General features: G+C 71.6%; 19 protein-coding genes. 12 read left to right on the plus strand and 7 right to left on the minus strand.

Annotated elements, in window-relative coordinates; translation table 11 throughout:
* The first annotated feature begins 91 nt into the window (after positions 1–91).
* From FHX46_RS10160 to FHX46_RS10180, 5 genes are all read left to right on the plus strand, one after another.
* Positions 92–259: a hypothetical protein gene (locus FHX46_RS10160; protein ID WP_167106735.1), complete on the plus strand. Its 168-nt coding sequence runs from the start codon at positions 92–94 to the stop codon at positions 257–259.
* Between the two features lie 302 nt (positions 260–561).
* Positions 562–1,044 carry a helix-turn-helix transcriptional regulator gene (locus FHX46_RS10165; RefSeq protein ID WP_167112749.1) on the plus strand — a complete coding sequence of 161 codons (483 nt, stop codon included), beginning with the start codon at positions 562–564 and terminating at the stop codon, positions 1,042–1,044.
* 121 nt (positions 1,045–1,165) lie between these two features.
* The gene (locus FHX46_RS10170; RefSeq protein WP_167112751.1) at positions 1,166–2,074 is read left to right on the plus strand and encodes a murein transglycosylase; all 909 of its coding nucleotides are present in this window, start codon (positions 1,166–1,168) and stop codon (positions 2,072–2,074) included.
* 23 nt (positions 2,075–2,097) lie between these two features.
* A complete protein-coding gene (locus FHX46_RS10175; RefSeq protein WP_167112753.1) occupies positions 2,098–2,493 on the plus strand; it encodes a hypothetical protein in 396 nt (131 codons plus the stop codon).
* 14 nt (positions 2,494–2,507) lie between these two features.
* Positions 2,508–2,864, plus strand: coding sequence for a DUF3817 domain-containing protein (locus FHX46_RS10180; protein WP_167112755.1), 357 nt, complete (start codon positions 2,508–2,510; stop codon positions 2,862–2,864).
* A gap of 110 nt (positions 2,865–2,974) precedes the next feature.
* On the opposite strand, the gene FHX46_RS10185 is transcribed toward FHX46_RS10180, so the two are convergent.
* From FHX46_RS10185 to FHX46_RS10205, 5 genes are read right to left on the minus strand one after another with little or no spacing between them, the layout of a single operon-like run.
* Positions 2,975–3,820, minus strand: coding sequence for a spermidine synthase (locus FHX46_RS10185; protein ID WP_167112757.1), 846 nt, complete (start codon positions 3,818–3,820; stop codon positions 2,975–2,977).
* On the minus strand, positions 3,801–4,181 hold the full coding sequence (speD, locus tag FHX46_RS10190) for an adenosylmethionine decarboxylase (protein ID WP_167112759.1): 381 nt from the start codon (positions 4,179–4,181) through the stop codon (positions 3,801–3,803). The genes FHX46_RS10185 and speD overlap by 20 nt, the downstream gene beginning before the upstream one ends.
* Positions 4,171–5,328, minus strand: coding sequence for a type III PLP-dependent enzyme (locus FHX46_RS10195; protein WP_167112761.1), 1,158 nt, complete (start codon positions 5,326–5,328; stop codon positions 4,171–4,173). Before FHX46_RS10195 ends, speD begins: the two co-directional genes overlap by 11 nt.
* 12 nt (positions 5,329–5,340) lie before the next feature.
* Complete coding sequence (locus tag FHX46_RS10200; protein ID WP_167112763.1) at positions 5,341–6,924, minus strand: solute symporter family protein; 1,584 nt, start codon at positions 6,922–6,924, stop codon at positions 5,341–5,343.
* A gap of 4 nt (positions 6,925–6,928) precedes the next feature.
* Positions 6,929–7,345 carry a DUF485 domain-containing protein gene (locus FHX46_RS10205; RefSeq protein ID WP_167112765.1) on the minus strand — a complete coding sequence of 139 codons (417 nt, stop codon included), beginning with the start codon at positions 7,343–7,345 and terminating at the stop codon, positions 6,929–6,931.
* 851 nt (positions 7,346–8,196) lie between these two features.
* Between FHX46_RS10205 and FHX46_RS10210 the strand changes: the two genes are divergently transcribed.
* The 7 genes from FHX46_RS10210 (at position 8,197) to FHX46_RS10240 (ending at position 18,982) form a co-directional block, all read left to right on the plus strand.
* On the plus strand, positions 8,197–12,093 hold the full coding sequence (locus FHX46_RS10210) for a nitrate- and nitrite sensing domain-containing protein (protein WP_449224094.1): 3,897 nt from the start codon (positions 8,197–8,199) through the stop codon (positions 12,091–12,093).
* Positions 12,090–12,530: a roadblock/LC7 domain-containing protein gene (locus FHX46_RS10215; protein WP_167112767.1), complete on the plus strand. Its 441-nt coding sequence runs from the start codon at positions 12,090–12,092 to the stop codon at positions 12,528–12,530. The genes FHX46_RS10210 and FHX46_RS10215 overlap by 4 nt, the downstream gene beginning before the upstream one ends.
* 7 nt (positions 12,531–12,537) lie before the next feature.
* Entirely contained in the window at positions 12,538–13,287 is a 750-nt protein-coding gene (locus FHX46_RS28240) for a DUF742 domain-containing protein (protein WP_208400088.1), read from the plus strand.
* Complete coding sequence (locus FHX46_RS10225) at positions 13,268–13,876, plus strand: GTP-binding protein (RefSeq protein WP_167112769.1); 609 nt, start codon at positions 13,268–13,270, stop codon at positions 13,874–13,876. Before FHX46_RS28240 ends, FHX46_RS10225 begins: the two co-directional genes overlap by 20 nt.
* Before the next feature lie 165 nt (positions 13,877–14,041).
* The gene (gene icmF / locus FHX46_RS10230; RefSeq protein WP_167112771.1) at positions 14,042–17,278 is read left to right on the plus strand and encodes a fused isobutyryl-CoA mutase/GTPase IcmF; all 3,237 of its coding nucleotides are present in this window, start codon (positions 14,042–14,044) and stop codon (positions 17,276–17,278) included.
* Between the two features lie 67 nt (positions 17,279–17,345).
* Positions 17,346–18,176 carry an LLM class F420-dependent oxidoreductase gene (locus tag FHX46_RS10235; protein WP_167112773.1) on the plus strand — a complete coding sequence of 277 codons (831 nt, stop codon included), beginning with the start codon at positions 17,346–17,348 and terminating at the stop codon, positions 18,174–18,176.
* The gene (locus FHX46_RS10240; RefSeq protein WP_167112775.1) at positions 18,173–18,982 is read left to right on the plus strand and encodes an LLM class F420-dependent oxidoreductase; all 810 of its coding nucleotides are present in this window, start codon (positions 18,173–18,175) and stop codon (positions 18,980–18,982) included. Before FHX46_RS10235 ends, FHX46_RS10240 begins: the two co-directional genes overlap by 4 nt.
* Here the strand turns inward: FHX46_RS10240 and FHX46_RS10245 are convergent.
* Both FHX46_RS10245 and kstR read right to left on the minus strand, forming a co-directional pair.
* Positions 18,975–19,844, minus strand: a complete 870-nt coding sequence (locus FHX46_RS10245; protein ID WP_208400089.1) for a hypothetical protein — start codon at positions 19,842–19,844, stop codon at positions 18,975–18,977. The two genes, FHX46_RS10240 and FHX46_RS10245, sit on opposite strands and share 8 nt — an antisense overlap.
* Before the next feature lie 68 nt (positions 19,845–19,912).
* Positions 19,913–20,548: a cholesterol catabolism transcriptional regulator KstR gene (gene kstR / locus FHX46_RS10250; protein WP_167112777.1), complete on the minus strand. Its 636-nt coding sequence runs from the start codon at positions 20,546–20,548 to the stop codon at positions 19,913–19,915.
* Positions 20,549–20,657 lie beyond the last annotated feature (109 nt).

Below are 20,657 nucleotides of genomic sequence, written 5' to 3' on the forward strand. Positions count from 1 at the left end.
GTCCCGGTGACGGCAGGATTGCCGGTGATCCGGGGGCGCACGAGCCTGCGGCACGACGCGGGCGCAGCGGAGCGAGGGGAAGGCGTAAGCCATGTCGGCGAACACCAAGAAGATCGTCATCGTGGCCGTCGTCGCGCTCGTGCTCTTCTTCCTGATCTCGCGTCCGACGCAGTCCGCCGAGGTCGTGCGCAGCGCACTGGGCTGGCTGCGCGACGGCGCGGAAGCGATCGTGACGTTCGTCCGCAGCCTCTTCTCCTGACCCCATCCGGCCACGGCCGGCACCGTCGTGTGCGGTGCCGGCCGTGGCTGTGCGCGCGTTCGCGAGCGCTACCGAGAGTCACGAAGATTGGCATCAGAGGGCATTGTTCGACCATCCGGGTGGATTGGTGTGATTAACGTGCTGGTCGCTGAATTCCTTGCCCCGAACCTCTGGCGCGGCAGGCCGGATTCGCCCTACGGTGCTCACATTGCGTGACCAGCCGGTTCTTCCCGGCGAAACGGTCAATCGCTTCGATCATCGCCGTTCGACGGTGGCTTTCAGTGGGGCACGAGGAGGCAGGGATGACCGGAGATCCCGGAGTGGATGCGGTGATTGCGCAGTGGGCGGCCGAGCTCGAGCGCACGCCCGAGGAGATGGAGGCCGACCGGATCGCCTCCGCCTGGCTCGCCGAACTGCCCCAGCAACCACCAGGGATCCCCGGCCAGCGCGCTCGCACCGGCACGCGCACCTGGAAGCCGGTCGAGTCGGCCGACCCGGACTACCTCGACGCCATGCGGGAGCGCCTGCCCGGGGTGCCGCTGGACCTGCTGGTCGCCGCCGCGGGGTGGTGGCAGATGGTCGGTGACATCGCGGAGGCGAAGGCGTGGTGGGACGCCGGCATCAGCCCGCTGGACCAGCGCGCGCTCGACTACCGGTCCGCCGGGCTCACCCCCTCCGACCTGTCCCGCCGCCTGGGCCCGATGACGGTCCTGCAGCACCTGCGCCGCGGCAGCGCCCCGGCCTGGTGCGTGGCGCGGCTCGCCCGGCAGCAGCGCGCCGGCTGACCGTCGCGTAACGTCGGCGACCGCCGCCTCGTTGGTCAGGCAGGGCTTCGCGCCCGCTTGACACCGGCGCACCTATCGTCGGCGCGGCGGGGCGGGCGCACGTCGCTGGGAGGCAAGGTTCTTGGACACGGGGCAGATCGAGCACGACCCTGCGGACGTGTCCACCGAGGACGACGGCATCGCGGGGGACACGCGGCCCGCCCGGCGGCGGGCCGTCCCGCCGGTGCTCGGCCGGGTCGCGGTCGTGGTGGTGGTGCTGGCCGCGGCGGTCGGCGGGATCTGGGCGACCAGCACGGTCACCCGCCCCGGCCACACGCCGACCACCACCGAGATCCCGGACCTGGACAACCTCGCGGCCTCGGTCGAACCCGGCACGGCGGTCCCGGTCAACGCGACCGTCGAGGGCACGCCGGTGGCGGAGACACGGCCGCCCCAGCAGGCGCAGCAGCAACAGCACAGCGCCGGCGGGCCGGACCTGCTGTCGCGGTGGGCGGACAAGGTCGCCGACGTCACCGGTGTCCCGGCCCGCGCGCTCGTCGCGTACGGCAACGCCGAACTGGAGATGCGGGCCACCCAGCCGAAATGCCGGCTGTCCTGGGCCACGCTCGCCGGGATCGGCCGGATCGAGTCCAACCACGGCCAGTACGGCGGTGCCGTCTTGCAGGCCAGTGGGCTGCCGTCGAAGCCGATCGTCGGCGTGCCGCTGGACGGCTCGCCGGGTGTCCGGGCCATCGGCGACACCGACGGCGGCCGGTTCGACGGCGACCCGGTCTACGACCGGGCGGTCGGGCCGATGCAGTTCCTGCCCGGCACGTGGGCGCGCTACGGCGGCGGGTACAACCCGCAGCAGATCGACGCGGCCGCGCTCGCCGCCGCGAAGTACCTGTGCGCCGGCGGCCGGGACATGGCCACCGCGAGCGGCTGGTGGTCGGGAATCCTGTCCTACAACAACTCCGTGGACTACGGGCAGAAGGTGTTCGCCCTGGCCGACGCCTACGCCAAGGCCGCCCAGGTCGTCAAGGTCTCCTGACCCGCGGGTGCTAGCGTCGTGGTGTGCCCACGAAGCTGTTCACGCCCCGGCGGATCGCGATCGGCGCGCTGTGCGTCGCCGCGTTCGCGGTGTGCTGTGGACTGGCGTGGTGGCAGTGGAACCGGTTCGAGTCGGCGAGCGGTACCTTCCAGAACCTGGGTTACGTGTTGCAGTGGCCGCTGTTCGGGGTGTTCCCGGCGTTCATGGTGTGGCGGATCATGCGGCTGCGCCGCGAGGCCGCCGAGCAGGACGCGGCGCAGCCGGAGCAGGCCCGCGCCGAGCGGGGTCCCGCGGCCGCGGTGCCGGCGGCTCGGGTGCCCGTGATGCGGCAGGCCGTGCCCGACGAGCCCGACGACGAGCTCGCCGCCTACAACCGGTACCTGGCCGAGCTGCACGCTCGGGACCAGCGCGAGAGTTAGGAAGGCAGACTGCGATGGTGGACACGGACGAACGCGCCGGCGCCCCGGCCGCGAAGGCCGGCCCGGCGCTGCGGGGGCCGCTGCTGCGGTACCGCGTGCTGGCCTACGCCACCGGCGTGGCGCTGCTGCTGCTGACGGCGGCGTTCATCCTCAAGTACGGGTTCGACTCGGCCGGCATGATGAGCTGGGCCGGCGTCACCCACGGCGTGTTCTACATGGTCTACCTGGTGCTGGCGGTCGACCTGGCGCTCAAGGCGCGGTGGTCGATCAAGGGGACGGTCCTCGTGCTGCTGGCGGGCACCATCCCGTTCCTGTCCTTCGTCGCCGAGCGCGCCGTCACGCACCGCGTGCAGGCGGGCCGCAAGCTCTGACGCCGAGCGGCCAGCCCACCGCCCGGAGCGGCCGACACGCTACCCGGAGCGGCCGACACGCTGCCGGGAGCGGTGAACACGCCGCCGGGAGTGGCCAACACGCCGGCCGCTCAGCGGCGGGCGCGGAGGCTGAACGGCACCACCGTCGAGCCGCGCAGGGTCTCCGCGTCCAAGGTGGCGGGAGTGAACCCGCCCAGCCGGGAGATCATCGCCCCCACCGGGTCGGCCACCTGGTCCACCCGGCCGGACAGGAACGCCCATTCGTGCTCGTCCGAGCCGAAGTACACCGGGGTCGCGAACACCTCGGTGAACCGGGCCCACGCGGTGCGCAGCGTGTCGTTGCGCCACAGCGTCGGGCAGCCGCCCTGGCAGCTCACCACGCCGCCGGGCGCGAGCAGCGCCGCGCACCGGCGCAGGAAATCCGCCCCGTACAACCGGTTGTGCTGGGCACCGGCGTCGGTGTTTTCGTCCGGCAGGTCGATCACCACCACGTCGTAGCCCCCCTCGGATGCGTCGACGAACGAGAAACCGTCCGCGTAGTGCATCCGCACCGGCCCCTCCCCGCGCTCGGCCGCCTCCAGTTCCTCGACCGTGTAGCCGTAGGGGAGCAGCTCCGCGCACGCGCGCACCACCACCCGGTCGAGGTCCACGTGGTCCACCAGCGACGCACCGAACTCGACTGCCAGCCGGCTCGCCACCCCCTCGCTCGAGCCGATGATCAGCACCCGCCGCACCGCGTCCGCGAGCAGCATCGCCGGCACCATCAGCGCCTCGTGGTAGACGAGCTGGCTCGCCTCCGTGCTCTGCCGCTCGTCGTCGCAGAACAGCGACACGCCCTGCGCGGTGCGGCCGATCAGCACCTGCTGGTACCCGGTGTGCTCGTCGAACAGCACCTCCGAGACGTCCCACACCCGGGACAGACCCGGACCGAGGGACTCAACGAGCTGCCGCGACATCCTTCTCTCCACGGTCGACAACCGACATGTGCACCGCGGTGGTACCCAGTGCCGCGGCGAGCAGCCGGACCGCCAGCACCGGGTCGGCCTGGTGCCCGCAGGTGAACACATCCGCGAACAGGGCCCCGACCTCCGGGTAGGTGTGCACCGAGGCGTGCGACTCCGACAGCAGCGCCAGCACGGTCACGCCCTGGGGCTCGAACCGGTGGTCGACGACCTCGCGCACCGACGCGCCGGCCTCGGTCACCGCCACCCGCAGCGCCGCGCGCAGGAACGCCGGATCGTCCAGCAGCGCGGGATCGATGCTCCTCAGCTCGGCCAGGACGTGCCGCCCGGCGAACGCGCCGATCTCAGATGTCATGGGTGGTCGTGTCTCCTTCAAGGCAGTAGGTGGGCAGTGGCGGGATTCCGTTGAACGCCACCGACGAGTAGCTCGCCGTGTAGGCGCCGGCGTCGAGGATGTCCAGCCGGTCGCCGGCGCGCAGCGACAACGGCAGTTCGTACGGCGTGCGCTGGTACACCACGTCGTCCCCGTCGCAGGTCGGTCCGGCGATCACGACGGGCCCGCGCGGACCGTACCGGTCCGGTGGATCCAGCCGGTAGGGGATGGCCTCGTTCTCGGTCTCGGCCAGCCCGTTGTAGCGCCCGACGTCGAGGTAGACCCAGCGCCGGCCGAACCTGGTGGACACCAGCACCACCTCCGTGCGGATCAGGCCGGCCTCCGCCACGACGGCGCGACCGGGCTCGAGCAGGACCTCCGGTTCCCGGGGGAAGTGCGCCCGCACCGCGGCGCGGATCGTCCGCGCGTAGGACTCCAGCGGGGGCACCGCCTCCCGGTAAGTGACGCCGAAGCCACCGCCGAGGTTCAGCCGCCGCAGCTGTACACCGGCGGCGGCGCACTCGGCGAAGATCTTCGCCGCGGCCGCGACCCCCGTCTCCCACGCCTGCGGGTCCGGTTGCTGCGAACCGACGTGGAACGCGACCCCGGCGGGGTCCAGCCCCAGCCGGACGGCCGCGACCAGCAGTTCGGCCGCGCGGTCCGGTTCGCAGCCGAACTTCTGCCCGAACGGGGTCGCCGAAGCCGGGCCGTCGACGAGGATCCGCACCGACACCGACGCGCCCGGCGCGTGCTCCGCGAGCGCCGCCAGGTCACCCTCGGAGTCGGTGGTGAAGTCCCGCACGCCCCGGGCGTGCGCGAAGGCGATGTCGGTGGCCTTCTTGATCGTGTTGCCGTAGGACAGCGCGGCCGGCTCGGCACCGGCGGCCAGGCACGCGTCGATCTCGGCGGGGCTCGCGACGTCGAACCCGCCGCCCGCGGCCAGGACGGCCCGGAGCACGGCCGGCTCCGGGTTCGCCTTGACCGCATAGCACAGCCGGGAACGCGGGAACTCCCGGCCGAACTGCCGGACCCGGGCGGCGACGGCGCCGGTGTCCACCACCAGGCACGGCGCGGGCGGGTCGTGCTCGCGCAGGAACCGGCGGATCCGTTCCAGGGTTGCTGGTGTCACCGCCGAAGGGTCTCAGGAGCCGATGCCGGTCAGCGCACGGACCTCCATCTCGGCGTGCTTGCGCACGTCGGCCCTGTCCCGGCCGGCCAGCGTGCCCACGAAACCGCACAGGAACGAGAACGGGATCGACACCAGCCCCGGGTTCTTCAGCGGGAACCAGTGGAAGTCAACGCCCTTGACGATCGACTCCGGTGCCCCGGACACGACCGGCGAGAAGACCACCAGGACCAGGCAGGCGGCCAGGCCGCCGTAGATCGCCCACAGCGTGCCGGTGGTGTTGAAGCGCTTCCAGAACAGCGAGTACAGCAGTGTCGACAGGTTCGCCGACGCCGCGACCGCGAACGCCAGCGCGACCAGGAACGCGATGTTCTGCCCGTTGGCGAGGATCCCGCCGATGATCGCCAGCACACCGACCACGATCGCGGTCAGCCGCGCCACCCGCACCTCGTCGGCCGGGTCGGCCTGCCCGCGCTTGACGATGTTCGCGTAGACGTCGTGCGCGAAGGAGGCCGACGCGGTCAGCGTCAGGCCCGCCACGACCGCGAGGATCGTCGCGAACGCGACCGCCGCGATGATGCCCAGCAGCAGGGTGCCGCCGATGTGCAGGGCCAGCAGCGGCGCCGCGGAGTTCTCGCCGCCCGGTGCGGCCTTGATCTCGCCGCTGCCGACCAGCGCGGCGGCGCCGAAGCCGATCACCAGGGTGCACAGGTAGAACACGAACATGCAGGCGGTGGCCCACACCACCGAGCGGCGCGCCTCCTGCGCGTTTGGCACCGTGTAGAAGCGCATCAGGATGTGCGGCAGCGCGGCCGCGCCCAGGATCAGCGCCACGGCCAGCGACACGAAGTCCAGCTTCGTGGTGCCGTTGGCGCCGTACTGGCCGCCCGGCTCGAGCAGCTTCTCGCCCATCGGGCTGCGGTAGGCGGCCTGCGAGAGCAGGTTCGACAGGCTGAACCCGAACTTGCCGAACAGGAACACCGTCATCAGCACCGCGGCCAGGATCAGGATGCTGGCCTTGATGATCTGCACGTAGGTGGTGCCCTTCATGCCGCCGACCAGCACGTACACCACCATCACAAGGCCCACCACGGCGATGACCAGCGCCTGCCCGAAACCGCCGCGGATGTCCAGCAGCAGCGCGATCAGGCCGCCGGCGCCGGACATCTGGGCCAGCATGTAGAACAGCGAGATCACCAGCGTCGACGTCGCGGCGGCGGCCCGCACCGGGCGCTGCTTCATCCGGAAACTCAGCACGTCGCCCATGGTGAAGCGGCCGGTGTTGCGCAGCAGCTCCGCGATGAGCAGCAGGTCCACCAGCCAGGCGACCAGGAAGCCGATGGAGTAGAGGAAGCCGTCGTAGCCGTGCACCGCGATGGCGCCGGCGATGCCGAGGAACGAGGCGGCGGACAGGAAGTCGCCGGACAGTGCGATCCCGTTCTGCCTGCCGGTGAACACGCCGTCCGCGGCGTAGTAGTCGGAGCGGGAGGAGTGCCTGCTGCTCACGCGGTACACCACGTACAGCGTGATGACGACGAACAGGGCGAACACGGCGATGTTCAGGATCGGGCTGCTGTCCGCGGCGAGAAGGTGGCTCATCGGATCACTGCACTCCTGCCTGCTGGCGGACCTCGTCCACGCCGGGGTCGATCCGGCGCCGCGCGAACCGCAGGTATCCGGCGGTGATCGCGGCCGTCGACACGAACTGGAGGACCCCGAGCACGATCGCGACGTTGATCTCGCCGTACACCTTCGTGCTCATGAAGTCGTGGGCGTACGCGGCGAGCAGCACGTAGGCGAGGTACCAGAGCACGAACGCCAGGCTCATCGGGAACACGAACCGCCGGAAGCGGCCGCGCAACTCGGTGAACTCGGGGCTGCGCTGGATGGCGACGAAGTCGGGGCCGGCCGGCGGGCGCGGCTGCGGTGCCTGGTCCGCGGGAGCGCCGAACAGCGGCCGCGGTTCTCCGGGGTCCTCCACGGGGTTGGGCGCCGCAGGGGTGGGGGCGACGTCCTGCATTTCTGCCTCCCGGCAAGCGAGCGAACTCGGTGGAATTCTTTCGGTGGGCGCACATGCTAGCCACGCCGACCTGGGCCGCTGTCGGCGGAGGACCTCTTCAGAGTGAAGCGATGCTGCGCCACCCGGATGGGTTAATCCGCTGTTCGGGGGAAAGGCGTGTGCCATTCCGCGCAAGCACGTGACGCGCAGTTATGTGACGCGGGGTGCCGTACGTTGAAGGGGTGAGGCGCGGTGGAATGCGCAACACCGCGCCGATGGTGGGAAAGTGCTGGCCAACGGCGGTGACCCGGCAGAAATCCACATCGCCGCGAATGCCACAAGATCGGGGGGTATTGGGTGTATCGCGCCGCGCTGTTCGTACAGCCCGTGCGGATTTTCCCGCTTTACCCCCGCCCGCTTTGGGCTATGTGGGTGACGCTCCCCGCTCCCGGCGTGTCCTCGCGTAACCGGAAGCACGAGCCGGAGTGCCCTGACGAGGGATTTTCCGGTCAACCCCTGGTCACGGCCGGTGTTTCCGCAGGTCAGCCGCGCTGGCTTCGGCGGAGTTCCGGTCAGCCCGTTTGGTGTACGCTTCCGGGGCCACGCTGACTCGCTGTGACCGAGCGTAAACCGGTGTTGTGCACCGCATTGTGCACACCGCATGATGCACGGCACCGCCGCCGTGATCCGGTCCGGCGGGACGGCGGGCGGCCGGGACAGCGCCGTCGGCTGGGGCTGCACGAGAAGCGACGAGTTCTACCCGTGACGAGGAGAGCCATGCGGTTGACGCCACACGGTGCCGCCGCCATGTGCCCCGGCACGGGTCCGGCCCACCGACGCGAACACGAAACGCCGGACAGGGAGTCACCTTCGTGACCGTTGCAGGACAGGGCCAGGTGCCGGTGGGGCAGCTCCTCGGCCAGCAGCCCAAGGAGCCGTCGAAGTGGGCCGCGTTCACGCGGTGGCGTGACTGGCGGCTGTCCGCCAAGCTCGCCGCCGTGTCGCTGGTGCCCATCGTGGTCGCCCTGGTGCTGGGCGGGATCACCATCGGCAACCAGGTCGAGCGCTCCGGCAACTACGAGCGGATGAACCGGCTGGTCGAACTGGGCGGCACGGTCCGCACGCTGGTGGACGCGCTGGAGCGGGAACGCACCGAGACCGCGGCGCTGCTCACCCAGGGCACCGTCGGCAGCTCGCCCCAGCTGGACGCGGCCCGGCAGCAGGTGGACGCCACGACCGGCCCGGTCGGCAACGCCATCGCCCACGCCGCCGACGCCGACGGGAGCGTCCGCGCACCCGGCACGGCAGCCACCACGGCGGTCGGGCGCCTGGCCGAGGTCCGCCGCCAGGTCGCCGAGGGCCGCCTGGACGCGGTGCAGGCCCTGACCGCCTACAGCGACATGACCGACGCGCTGCTCGGGCTGGACACGGCAGTGGTCGCCGGCATCGGCGACGACGCCATCGGCGGCACCCCGAGCGCGCTGCACGACCTGATGGTCGTCAAGGAGGAGGTGTCCACCTCCCAGGCGCTGCTCGGTTACGGCATAGCCCGCGGGAACCTGACCCCGAGCCAGCTCAACGACCTGCGCACCGCCGAGCTGCGCGTGACCGACCGGCTCGCCGACTTCCGCGCCGCGGCCTCCGCCGCCCAGGAAACCCAGTTCGACCACGCGGTCGTCGGTGCGGACTTCAACACCCGCGCCCGGCTGGTCAACGGGGTGCTCGCCGCCGAGGGCGCCTCGGTGACCAGCGCGCTGCACGGGATCTCCGCGCCGCAGTGGACGTCGGTGTCGGCGTCCGTGCTCGCCGCGCTCACCACGGTCAGCGACAGCCTGGGCAACGAGCTCACGGCCACCGCCACCGGCCTCGCCGACAGCGCAGGCACCCACGCGGGCCTGCTCGCGGTGCTGCTGTTCCTCGCGCTGGTGCTCACCGCCGCGGTCGTCATCCTGATCACCCGCCACCTGCTGCGTTCGCTGCGGGTGCTCCGGGCGGGTGCCCACGACATCGCCGACCGGCAGCTGCCCGCGGCGGTGCGCAACATCCAGGAGGGCCGCGAGCAGACCACCGACGTCCAGCCGGTCCCGGTGGACAGCAAGGACGAGATCGGCGAGGTGGCCAGGGCGTTCGACGCGGTGCACAGCCAGGCGCTGCGGCTGGCGGTCGAGCAGGCCAACATGCGCGCCGGCTACAGCAGCGTGTTCGTCAACCTGTCCCGCCGCAGCCAGAGCCTCGTGCAGCGGCAGCTGCAGCTGATCGAGCGGCTGGAGCGGGACGAGGAGGACGCCGACCAGCTGGCGACCCTGTTCCAGCTCGACCACCTCGCCACCCGGATGCGGCGCAACAACGAGAACCTGATGGTGCTCTCCGGTGCAGAGCCGGGCCGCCGTTCCGGCCAGCCGGTCACCACCTCCGACGTGCTGCGGGCCGCGGTGTCGGAGATCGAGCACTACCAGCGGGTCGTGGTGCAGCCGCCGCCGGACGCGCGGATCGTCGGGTTCGCCGCCAGTGACCTGATGCGCCTGGTCGCGGAGCTGCTGGACAACGCGACGGCGTTCTCCGCGCCGGAAACCCAGGTGACGGTGACGACCCGGGTGTCCGACGCCGGCGGGCTGGTCGTCGACATCATCGACCAGGGCATCGGCATGAACGAGGCCGAGGTCGCCGAGGCCAACGCGCGGCTGCGCGAGGCCGGCACGATCGACCTCGCGACGTCCCGGCGGATGGGCCTGTTCGTGGTCGGCCGCCTCGCCGGGCGGCACGACATCGGCGTGGTCCTGCACGGCGGCAAGGACATCGTCGGGGTGCGGGCGACGGTGACGGTGCCCCCGGACCTGGTGATGGACCTGCCCGCGCCGGCACCGGTCCGGCAGCAGGCGCCGGACGCGGCGGCCGCGTTGCCGCGGCGGCGCACGGTCAACGGGGCCGGGCGGCCGGAGGCGCTGGCGAACTTCGGCCAGAGCGAGGGCGGGCACAACGGGCACACCGGGGTGCTGCCCTCGCGGCCGCCGTCGGACCTGGAGATCTCCGGCACCGCGCTCTTCACCCCGATTCCCGCCGAGCAGGGCGGCCAGCCACCCGCGCCGCAGGCGGCGCCGCCCGCCGAGCCGGAGCCGGCGTCCGACGAGCTGCCCAGTGGCAAGGCGCTGTTCGCGGCGAACAGCAGCCCGTTGTCGGAGTGGTGGAGCTCGGCCGCGAACGAGCCGAAGCCGGTCACGCCGCCGCCGACACGCCGCGAAACGACGCCGATCTTCGACGAGACGCTGTCCGCGTGGTTCCGCAGCGACGATCCGCCGGCCGCCAAGGAGTCCACTGGGGACGAGCCGGCGAGCCCCAAGTCGGCCAGCAGCTGGGACTTCGCGGTCGACGAGAACTGGCGCGCCGTGCAGGCGGCGTCCCAGGTGGAGCCGAAGACCTTCACCGACGCCGGCTTGCCCAAGCGGCGGCGCGGCGAGCAGCTGCTGCCGGGCAGTGCGACCGGCGAGGCTCCCGCGGCCGCTCCGCAGCTGCCGGCCCGCGACCCGGCCGACGTGCGCGGGCGGCTGAGCAGCTTCCAGCACGGGGTCAACCGGGCGCGTCACGTCAAGCGGGACCAGTCCACCGAGGACAGTGGGCAGGCCACCGGTGCGGACCAGGCGGACGGGACGGCGCAGGGGTCGCCGGTGCAGCCCGCCGGGCGTTCTGCCACCGAGCCCTCCGGCGCGCCGGAGAACGGCGCGGGCACCGCCGGCAGCGACCTGCCCCGCCGGAAACCGCGGCCGTCCCCGGACAGCGCTGTCACGCCCCAGCTGGACAGCGCTGTCACGCCCCAGCGGCGCCCGGCACCGGACGGCACGGACGACCCGGCGCCGCGGCCGACGGCCACGCAAGCCGAGTCCGCCACGCCCAGCCCTCAGCCCGGGTCGCCGGGCGCCGCGGAACCGGCTCCGGCCCAGAACGACGACGGCACCGAGGCCGACACCGCCGAGGCCGACACCGCCCGGACCGACACCGCCCAGGCCGACACCGCCGAGGCCGGCGCCACCCGGGCCGGGACCGGCTTGCCCCGCCGGGAGACCAAGGCGGACAAAGGCGCCCCGCCGCAGTCGACGGCGGGCGTGACCGCGAGCGGGCAGCCGGCGGAGCCTGGGGCGGACGGGCAGCCGGCCGGTGCGGCCGACCAGGCCGACGGTGGTTCGGCCCAGGCGGACCGGTCCGGCACCGCGCTCCCGCAGCGGCAGTCGACGTCCGGGAGCGGGCTGCCCCGGCGCCAGCCAGGTGGGCCTGCGGAGCACGGCACCGCCGGACCCGCCCAGCCGGCCGGCGAGGGCACCGGCCTCTTCCAGCCCGTCACCGGTGAGGGCACCGGACTGTTCCAGCGGCCGGAGCCGGCCCAGACCGCCCCAGCCGCCCAGGACGAGGGGGCCGGCACGCCGGTCCCACCACGCGAGCCGGCCGGGGCCGGGCCCCAGCGGCCGGCGAGCGGAACGGGCTCCTGGTCGTTCGCGACCGACGAGAGCTGGGCTGCGGTCCAGGCGGTCTCCTCGGCGTCCGCGTCGGCACCGTCGAGTTTCACCGCCGCGGGACTGCCCAAGCGGCGCCGCGGCGAACAGCTTCTGCCCGGCAGCGCCCTCTCCCCGGGCGCGGCCACACCGGCGGCGCCGCGGACTCGCCGCGACCCGCAGGATGTGCGTGGCAGGCTGAGCAGTTTCCAGCAAGGTGTTCAGCGTGGAAGGCACCGGACCGCTCAGTCCGCCGACCCCGATCAAGGAACCATGGAGGGTGAATGACCACGCCGCAGCCACAGAACCAGTTCGGATGGCTGGTCAATGATTTCGCCGAGCGTGTGCCTGGCGTGGCGCACGCGGTGGTCGTTTCGGCCGACGGCCTGTTGCTGACCGCCTCGAACCGGTTGCCGCTCGACCGCGCCGACCAGCTCGCCGCGGTGGCCTCCGGGCTCATCAGCCTGACGCAGGGCGCGGCGCGGTGCTTCGAGGCGGGCGCGGTCAACGAGACCGTCGTGGAGATGGAGCTCGGGATCATGATCCTGATGTCCATCAGCGACGGCTCGTGCCTGGCTGTCCTGGCCGCTCCGAACTGCGACATCGGCCAGGTCGCCTACGAAATGACCATGCTCGTCGACCGGGTGGGCCAGATCCTCACCCCCGAACTGCGCGCCCAGCTGCAGGGTGCCGGCGGGCCCCTGATCGGCGAACCGGTGGGATGATGCCGACATGACCACGGGATCCGAGAATGGCTCCCCCTCCGGCGGCGAACCACAACCCACGTTCGCCGACGTGATGAACAGCTTCAGCCTGGACTCCGGTCGGGGCCGCCGGAAGCGCAAGAAGCAGCGCGACCCGCAGCCCGAGCCGGACCGGGCGGTCGCCCCCGGGGCACCGCGGGCCGAGCAGGCGCCGCCCGCACCGGCGCCGCAGCCCTCGCCGTCACCGCATCCGGCACCCGCGCCGGACAAGCCGGCGCCGCCGGCGAGCCCGTTCGGCTCGGCGCCGGGCACCGGGTTCTTCGAGCCCGTGCGGCCCGTCCAGCACGCGGAGCCGGCGCGGCCGGTTCAGCCGTCCCGGGACGTGCCCGTGTGGCCGGAGGAGCCGGAGATCCACCCCGCCGAGGAGACCGCCGTGGTGCGCCCGTACGCGCTCACCGGCGGCCGCACCAAGGCCCGGGTCGCACTGGAGCTGGAGACCCTGGTCTCCGTCCAGGACGCCGTCCTCGCCCGGCTGGACGCCGGGACGCTGACGGTGCAGTTCGAGCACCGCTCGATCATGGAAGAATGTCGCACACCTCGGTCGGTCGCGGAGATCGCAGCGCTGCTGCGGGTCCCGATCGGCGTGGCCAGAGTCCTCATCAGCGACGCCGCCGATGCTGGTCTGGTCACCGTGCACCGCACGGTGTCGACCAACGACGACGCCGAGGCGCATCTCATGTTGATGGAAAGGGTGTTGAGTGGACTCCGTCGGCTTTAAGGCACCGCGGCAGACCGCGCCGCAGACCATGACCTCGGCGAAGATCGTCGTCGCCGGTGGGTTCGGTGCCGGTAAGACCACCTTCGTCGGCTCGGTTTCGGAGATCGTGCCGCTCACCACCGAGGCGATGATGACCGATGCCAGCCGTGGCATCGACAACCTCGACCAGACACCCAACAAGTCGACCACCACCGTGGCCATGGACTTCGGCCGCGTGTCGCTGGACACCGACCTGATCCTGTACCTGTTCGGTACGCCGGGTCAGCAGCGGTTCTGGTTCATGTGGGACGACCTGGTGCGGGGTGCGATCGGCGCGGTGGTGCTGGCGGACACCCGGCGGCTGGCGGACTCGTTCGCGCCGGTCGACTTCTTCGAGGACCGCGGGCTGCCCTACATCATCGGGGTCAACACCTTCGACGGGCAGCTGCACCACGAGCTGAGCGACGTGCGCGAGGCGCTGGCGATCGACGAGAGCATCCCGATCGTGCGGTGCGACGCCCGCGACCGCGAATCGACCAAGCAGACGCTGATCACGCTGGTCGAGTACGCGATGCGGCAGTGGATCGCGATGCGCGCGGGCACGCGCTGACACAGGCGGGACAGGCGCAACGGGGTGCCGGGCGGCGGCCCGGCACGAATCCGTCCAGCGCCGGCTTCGTGCTGCCCGTCTGCTGAATCGTTACCGTACCGCGTGGGATGTCGCGGCGGTCACGCTTGGGTTTGCGATAGTAGGAAGTCCAAGTATTTTTGAGGCATGAACGCCTCACTTCACCGGCCCGTGCACCCGGTGCGGTTCGTCACCGCCTCGAGTCTGTTCGACGGGCACGACGCTTCGATCAACATCATGCGGCGCATCCTGCAGTCGCAGGGTGCGGAGGTCGTCCACCTCGGGCACAACCGGTCGGTGGACGAGGTCGTCCGCGCCGCGATCAGCGAGGACGCCCAGGGTGTCGCGATCAGCGCCTACCAGGGCGGGCACGTCGAATACTTCAGCTACCTGGTGGAGCTGCTGAACGAGCGCGGCGCCGGGCACATCAAGGTGTACGGCGGCGGTGGCGGCGTCATCGTGCGCGAGGAGATCGAGCTGCTGCACTCCCGCGGCGTCGCGCGGATCTTCTCCCCGGACGACGGGCTCCAGCTCGGGCTGCCGGGGATGGTCAACCTGATGATCAAGGAGTGCGACTACGACCTCGCGGAGGTGCCCGCGGGGCCGGACGACGACCTCCTGGCCGGTGACGTGCCGACCCTGGCGCGCTTCATCACCCAGCTGCAGGCCGGCCGCGTGGACGACAACCGGCTGGCGCGCATCGCGGAGGCGGCCCGGAGGCGGCCGGTGCCGGTCCTCGGCATCACCGGCACCGGTGGGTCCGGCAAGTCGTCGCTGACCGACGAGCTGATCCGGCGGTTCCGGCTGGACCAGGAGGACAAGCTGCGGATCGCGGTGCTGGCGGTCGACCCGACCCGGCGCCGCGGCGGGGGCGCGCTGCTGGGCGACCGGATCCGGATGAACGGGCTGGACAGCTCGCAGATCTACTTCCGTTCGCTGGCCACCCGGCAGGCCGGCGGCGAGGTGCCGGAAGGGCTGGACGAGGCCGTGCTGGCGTGCAAGGCCGCCGGCTACGACCTGGTGATCGTCGAGACGCCGGGCATCGGGCAGGGCGATGCCGGCATCGTCGACCACGTCGACTACTCGCTGTACGTGATGACGCCGGAGTTCGGCGCCGCCTCGCAGCTGGAGAAGATCGACATGCTCGACTTCGCCGACGTGGTGGCGATCAACAAGTTCGAGCGCCGCGGCGCCGAGGACGCCCGCCGGGACGTGGCGCGCCAGCTGGTGCGCAACCGCGAGGCGTTCGGCGCCTCGCCCGAGGACATGCCGGTGTTCGGCACCAGCGCCGCGCGCTTCAACGACGACGGTGTGACCGCGCTGTACCAGTACCTGCGGGACGCGCTGGCCGAGCGGGGCCTGTCGGTATCGGCGGGGCAGCTGCCCAAGGCCGGGACCAAGGTGTCCACCGGAGCCTCGGTGATCATCCCGCCGGCGCGCGAGCGCTACCTCGCCGACATCGCCGCCACCGTGCGCGGCTACCACGAGCAGACGCGGGAACAGGTCGCGTCGGTCCGCAAGGTCGACCACCTGCGCGCGGCGAAGGACGCGCTGGCCGCGGACAACGCGGACACCGAGGCCATCGAACGGCTCCTGGCGAAGGCGGAGTCCGAAGTCGACTCGTCCGTCGCCGGGCTGCTGGAGCGCTGGGACGAGCTGTCCGAGTCCTACCGGGCCGAGGAGCTGGTCGTCCACATCCGGGACAAGGAGCTGCGCACCCAGCTGTGGCGGGAAACGCTGTCCGGCAACCGGGTCCCGCGGGTGGCGCTGCCCCGCTACACCGACCGTGGCGAACTGGTGTCGTTCCTGCGCCGGGAGAACCTGCCCGGCTACTTCCCGTTCACCGCGGGCGTGTTCCCGTTCAAACGCGAGGGTGAGGACCCGGCACGCATGTTCGCCGGCGAGGGCGACGCGTTCCGCACCAACCGCCGGTTCAAGTACCTCTCCGCCGATTCCGAGGCCAAGCGGTTGTCGACCGCGTTCGACTCGGTGACGCTGTACGGGCACGACCCGGACACCCGCCCGGACATCTACGGCAAGATCGGCACGTCCGGCGTGTCCATCGCGACGCTGGACGACATGAAGGCGCTGTACGACGGGTTCGACCTGACCGCGCCGAACACATCGGTGTCGATGACCATCAACGGGCCCGCGCCGACGATCCTGGCGTTCTTCCTCAACACGGCCATCGACCAGCGGATGGACGCCTTCCGCGCCGAGCACGGCCGTGAACCCACCGCGGAGGAGGCCGCCGAGCTGCGGGAGTGGACGCTGCGCAACGTGCGCGGCACGGTGCAGGCCGACATCCTCAAGGAGGACCAGGGGCAGAACACCTGCATCTTCTCCACCGAGTTCTCGCTGCGGATGATGGCGGACATCCAGGAGTGGTTCATCGAGCACGGCGTCCGCAACTTCTACTCGGTGTCGATCTCCGGCTACCACATCGCCGAAGCCGGGGCGAACCCCATTTCGCAGCTCGCGTTCACCCTGGCCAACGGGTTCACCTACGTCGAGTCCTACCTGGCGCGCGGCATGCACGTCGACGACTTCGCGCCGAACCTGTCGTTCTTCTTCTCCAACGGGATGGACGCGGAGTACTCGGTGCTGGGCCGCGTCGCCCGCCGGATCTGGGCGATCGCGATGAAGGAGCGCTACGGCGCGAACGAGCGTTCGCAGAAGCTCAAGTACCACGTGCAGACCTCCGGACGGTCGCTGCACGCACAGGAGATGAGCTTCAACGACATCCGCACCACGCTGCAGGCGTTGTGCGCGTTGTACGACAACGCCAACTCGTTGCACACCAACGCCTACGACGAGGCCATCACCACTCCGACGGAGAGCTCGGTGCGCCGCGCCATGGCGATCCAGATGATCATCAACAAGGAGTGGGGCCTGGCGAAGAACGAAAACCCGTTGCAGGGTTCGTTCATCATCGACGAGCTGACCGACCTGGTCGAGGAAGCGGTGCTGGCCGAGTTCGACCGGATGGCCGAGCGCGGCGGCGTGCTGGGCGCGATGGAGACCGGTTACCAGCGCGGCAAGATCCAGGACGAGTCGATGCTGTACGAGCGGCTCAAGCACGAGGGCTCGCTGCCGATCGTCGGGGTCAACACGTTCCGCAACCCGCACCCCGAGGACGACGAGGTCGAGGTCGAGCTGGCCCGCGCCACGGAGGAGGAGAAGCAGTCCCAGCTGACGCGGCTGGCCGGCTTCCAGCAGCGGCACGGCCAGGAGGCCCAGGAGGCGCTGCAGGCGCTCCGGGACGCCGCCACGCGGGGTGAGAACGTCTTCGGTGTGCTGATGGACGCCGCACGGGTGTGCTCGCTGGGGCAGATCACGGAGGCGTTCTTCGAGGTCGGTGGCCAGTACCGGCGCAACATCTGACACCCGCGGCCCGGGCCGGGGATCCCGGCGGGAATAGCCCGCCGGGGTTCCGCGGTTGCCGGAGGACATGAAGTTCGGGATCTCCACCTTCGTGACCGACGAAGGAATCCGTCCGGGCGCGCTGGGCCGCGCGCTGGAGGAACGCGGGTTCGACTCGCTGCTGCTCGCCGAGCATTCGCACATCCCGGTCAGCCGGGAGAGCCCCTACCGCGGCGGCGGTGAGCTGCCGCGGGTCTACTACCGCACCCTCGACCCGTTCGTCGCGCTGACCGCGGCCGCGGTCGAGACCACCGACCTGCTCCTGTTCACCGGTGTCGCCCTGCTGGTCCAGCGCGACGTGATCCACACCGCCAAGGAGGTCGCGAGCCTCGACCTCCTCTCCGGCGGCCGGGTCGCGTTCGGGGTGGGCGTGGGCTGGAACCGCGAGGAGATGCGCAACCACGGCACCGAACCACGCACCCGCGGCGCCTTGATCGACGAGCAGATCCAGGCGCTCAAGGCGATCTGGACCGCCGACGAGGCCGAGTTCCACGGCGAGTATGTCGACTTCGACCCGATCTGGCAGTGGCCCAAGCCCGTGCAGCGCCCGCACCCGCCGATCTACGTCGGCGGCGAGAGCGAGGCAGCGCTCACCCGGCTCGCCAAGCACGCCGACGGGTGGCTGCCCCGCGCGCACACCTCGCCGGAGGAGATCAAGCGGGTCCGCGCGTGGCTGGCCGAGCAGGGCCGCCCGGACGTCCCGTTCACGGTGTTCGGCGCCGGGCGCAACGAGGAGGCGCTGGCCGGGTTCGCCGAGGCCGGTGTCGAGCGCGTGACGTTCCTGCTGGGTACCCGTCCCGAGTCGGAGACGCTGACCGAGCTGGACGAGCTCGCCGCACTCGCGGAGGGCTACCGGTGAAGCTGGGCATCTCGACGTTCGTCACGGACGAGAGCGCGCGCCCGGACGTGCTCGCCAAGGCGGTCGAGGAGCGCGGGTTCGACGCGCTGTTCATCGCGGAGCACTCGCACATCCCGGTCAGCCGCGAGTCCCCGTACCCGCCGGGTGGCGAGATGGCGCGCCACTACTACCGCGCGCTCGACCCGTTCGTCGTGCTGACCGCGGCCGCCGCCGCGACCACGGCGCTCACCCTGGGCACCGGCATCGCGCTGCTGATCCAGCGGGACGTGCTGCACACCGCGAAGTCCGTCGCGAGCCTGGACCTGCTGTCCGGCGGCCGGTTCCTGTTCGGCGTCGGCGCCGGCTGGAACCGCGAGGAGATGCGCAACCACGGCACCGACCCGCGCACCCGCGGCGCGCTGCTGGACGAGCAGATCCAGGCGCTGCGGACACTGTGGACGAACGACGAGGCGGAGTTCCACGGCGTGCACGTGGACTTCGACCCGGTGTTCCAGTGGCCCAAGCCGGCTCGCGAGGTGCCCGTCTACATCGGCGGCACCAGCGCGGCGGCCCTGGACCGTGCGAAGCGGCTCGGCGCGGGGTGGCTGCCCAGCGCGGTGCGCGACCCGGAAGCGGCGACCGCGCAGCTGGCGCACGCGGGCTCGGTGCCGGTGACGGCGACGTCCGCGCCCCCGGACCCAGGGCTGCTCGACGCCTACGCCGAGGCCGGGGCCGAGCGGGTCACGCTCGCCCTGCCCGCGTCGTCGGCGGGCAGCACGATGCGCCGCCTCGACGCGCTCGCCGCGCTGGTTCCCCGGTTCAGCTGAGCAGCGGCCGCAGGGCGGCGGTGCCGGCGGTCAGGGCCGGCGGGAGCGCGTGGAAGGACTTGACCGGCGCGCTGCTCAGCACGACCACCACGTGTCGCGCGTCGGCGCCGAGCAGACCCGTCGTGTGGTAAAAGGCGCGCCCTTCGCTGGTGCCCCAGCCCTGTTTGATCGCCCACGTCGTGCCGGGCAGCGCGTCCGGGATGCCGAAGTACTGGTCCGTGCCGTCCGCAGCCGCCGCCGGTGCGTGGTACATGGCGCGGTAGAGCAGGTCGCGCGCCGGCCGGGGCAGGCTTTCCTCGATGTAGCGGTACACCGTGACGACGTCTTCGGCGGTGATCCAGGTGGAGCCCCACTGGCCGGGCCTGTCCGGCGGCTGGGTGCCGTGCAGTCCCAGCAGGTGCGCCATGCGGGTCACCAGCGCGCCGCCACCCTGCTGCACCCAATAGGCACTGGCGATGGCGTCGTCACTGGCGCTGATCATCCGGGTGAGCTGGGCCTGCGTGTGCACGTCGGGCACCTGCCAGTGGCCGGCGCGCAACACGTCCAGCGCGATCAGCAGCTTGACCACGGACATCGACGCGAACTGCCAGTCGGCGTTCAGCTGCGTCAGCACGGTGCCGGTGCGGCGGTCGAACACCTCGACCGCGACCTGGGCGGCGGGCAGTGCCGATCGCACCCGCTCCTGCACCTGCGTCGCGATGGCCGCGTCCACCAGGGGAACCGCGGAGTGCGTGGCGGTCACCGGGGCGACGGTGCTCGCCAGGGAGGCCCGGGGCGGGTGCCCGATGGTGAGGATCAGGGCTGTGACGGCGGCGAACACGGCAGCGGGAAGCACGACCCTGGTGGCCGTTCTGCGTCTCATGCCCACCAGACGCGGGCATGATCACGACTCGTTGCGGCGCCGGTATCCCGATTCCCGGCGAATCTGCGTCAGCGCGTGTCGTCCAGCAGCAGGTGCACCGACAGCTCCAGCCGGTTCGCGACGTCGGCGGCCGAGGCGCGCCGCGTCACCCAGGCCACCAGGTTCGCCATCCACACGTCGGCGATGAGGTGGAACACCGCGCGGTCGTGCTCGGTCGGCTCCTCGATGCCCATGGCACGGGCGAACATGCTCTCCAGCAGCCGCCCGACCTGCTCGACCTCGGCCGCGGCCGTGGTGTCGGCGAACATGAACGCGCGCACCATCGCCTCGGTCAGGTGCGGATCGCGCTGCATCAGCCGGGTGTTGCGGCTGAGCACGAAGATGAGGCGTTCGGTCGGGGTGTCGCCGGGGATGCTGCTGCGCTGCAGCTTCTCGTGCGCGCGCTCGAACTCCCGTGCCAGGCCGGACACCAGCAGGTGGATCTTGGACGGGAAGTAGCGGTAGAGGGTGCCGAGTGCGACGTCGGCCTTCTCGGCGACGGCCCGCATCTGGACGGCGTCGTACCCGCCCTTGGACGCCAGTGCCAGCGTCGCGTCGATGATGCGCCTGCGCCGGTCCCGCTGCGCGGCGGAACCGAGCTCGTCGGTGGACAACGCGCCCATCCCGTTCTTCGGCTGGGCGGACGTCTTCGCTTTGGCGGCCATCGGTACCTGCTCCGGAACTTGTTTCAGTTTCGCTCGACAGTCTACCGGCCGGTCTGCTGATCTCGCGCAGTGAGTGGATCTGGCGGCAAAACTGAAACACGTTCTATAG

It is taken from the genome of Amycolatopsis viridis (genome assembly GCF_011758765.1).
Taxonomy (GTDB): domain Bacteria; phylum Actinomycetota; class Actinomycetes; order Mycobacteriales; family Pseudonocardiaceae; genus Amycolatopsis_E; species Amycolatopsis_E viridis.